Source organism: Xanthomonas cissicola, from assembly GCF_008801575.1.
GTDB lineage: Bacteria > Pseudomonadota > Gammaproteobacteria > Xanthomonadales > Xanthomonadaceae > Xanthomonas > Xanthomonas cissicola.
The window spans coordinates 1-1,390 of the sequence record NZ_VZPL01000190.1; the positions used below are offsets into that span (position 1 = coordinate 1).

Genomic DNA, 1,390 nt, shown 5'->3' on the forward strand with positions numbered 1-1,390 from the left:
CGGCCTGGCCAAAAACACCGCACACGTGCTGACCTTGTTTGCGCTCTCCAATCTGTGGATGAAGCGAAAGCAGTTGCTGCCGGCTATGGGGAGCGTGCGCCTGTAAACCAGGAAATTCCCACGGAAAGCGCCAGAAATGGCGAAATTCCAAAGATTCAAACGCCACTCTTCGGAACGACGCGACATCCCGCACTCTCAGGCCTCGTTATTCAGACCTTCCCTAACCGTTGCAACCACCCACCCAAGGACCACACGCGCTATGACGCAGAACCAAAGGCGATCAACTGAAACGTCTGCGGCGGATCTCCTGGCGTTCGTCTGCGGTCAGATCATCAATGTGGATGTAGTGGACGCCTAGACCGCGCGGTGCGCTCAGAAGCTGCGATTCGCTTTCGTCCTGGCTATTGTCGGGCGAAGAGATCAGGCCAACGATCGTTCCATGCGGGGCCACCCGCCATAGGGCCACGCGCTGGAAGACGCGTGGCTCATCGGCCTCGGCAGCTTGTGGATAGGTGGCGTACCAACCATCGGCAGGCAGGTAGCGATAAGAACCGTAGTCGTTCATAGCGTCTCTGGGCGATGCGGGATGACGCTCTGATTGTCGATCTGCGCCGGTAGGCGGGATGTGGCAGTTTCTGATTTGGCGCCGCAGCTACGCACCGGGTCATCTGGGCTTCGCTGCTGCAAGAAGGGTTTCGCGCACTATGCTCAGTGCACCGGATGGGCTGCGAGAGCTAATCCGCAAGTGTGTAATAGACGGATGCCACTGGCTTCATGAGAGCGAGCACGAGCCGGTCGCCTGCATACCGCGGTTGGATGACCGGCTCCCAAAGCCAGACGCGCGCTCGTGCTTGTCACTGGAACCGGCCGTACTGGCGCGGCTGGCGCGGCTGGCGCGGTGTCGGCGGTTTCTTGGTCAGTTCCGGCGATTTATGCGCCGGCGGCTTGATCGCCTTTCCATCCGCCGCGCCGTTTCGCTGCAACGCTTGCCGGTCGCGCTTGGTGTTGCGATTGCGTTCCAGGCCCAGGGCCGTCGTCTTGTCGAATCGCCGAGCAATGGCTGCCGGCAACTCGCCCCGATTGTTCGTGTACACCCTGGCCTCTTGTCGCGCACGGCTGATCGCCACGTAATACAGATTCATCGACGTGGTGCGGCTCTTGGTATCGAGCGCGATCAGTACGCGGTCCTTGGTCACGCCCTGCGAGCTGTGGACGGTGGATGCATAGGCATGCTCGAGGTGCAGCGGCTTGTTCACCGGCAGCTCGAGCGCGCGAGCCGGCCGGCCGTCGCGCTCCTCGACCGATTCGAGCTTGACGACGCCGCCGATCACGCCGGCAACGCGCATGCGGTCGCCGTTCGTGAGGTCGCGACCGGGATCGTTGCGGTTGA

At 61.9% G+C, this 1,390-nt stretch carries 2 protein-coding genes and 1 pseudogene; 1 reads left to right on the forward strand and 2 read right to left on the reverse strand.

Annotated features, from left to right (window positions below; genetic code table 11):
* Positions 1–106 (forward strand): annotated as a pseudogene (locus F7R02_RS25370) (IS5/IS1182 family transposase); the annotation flags it as partial.
* Between the two features lie 174 nt (positions 107–280).
* Here the strand turns inward: F7R02_RS25370 and F7R02_RS25380 are convergent.
* Positions 281–565 carry a hypothetical protein gene (locus tag F7R02_RS25380; protein ID WP_003490829.1) on the reverse strand — a complete coding sequence of 95 codons (285 nt, stop codon included), beginning with the start codon at positions 563–565 and terminating at the stop codon, positions 281–283.
* Between the two features lie 289 nt (positions 566–854).
* Positions 855–1,390 (reverse strand): ATP-binding domain-containing protein (locus F7R02_RS25385; protein WP_167521112.1); only part of this gene is annotated, 536 nt, incomplete at its 5' end.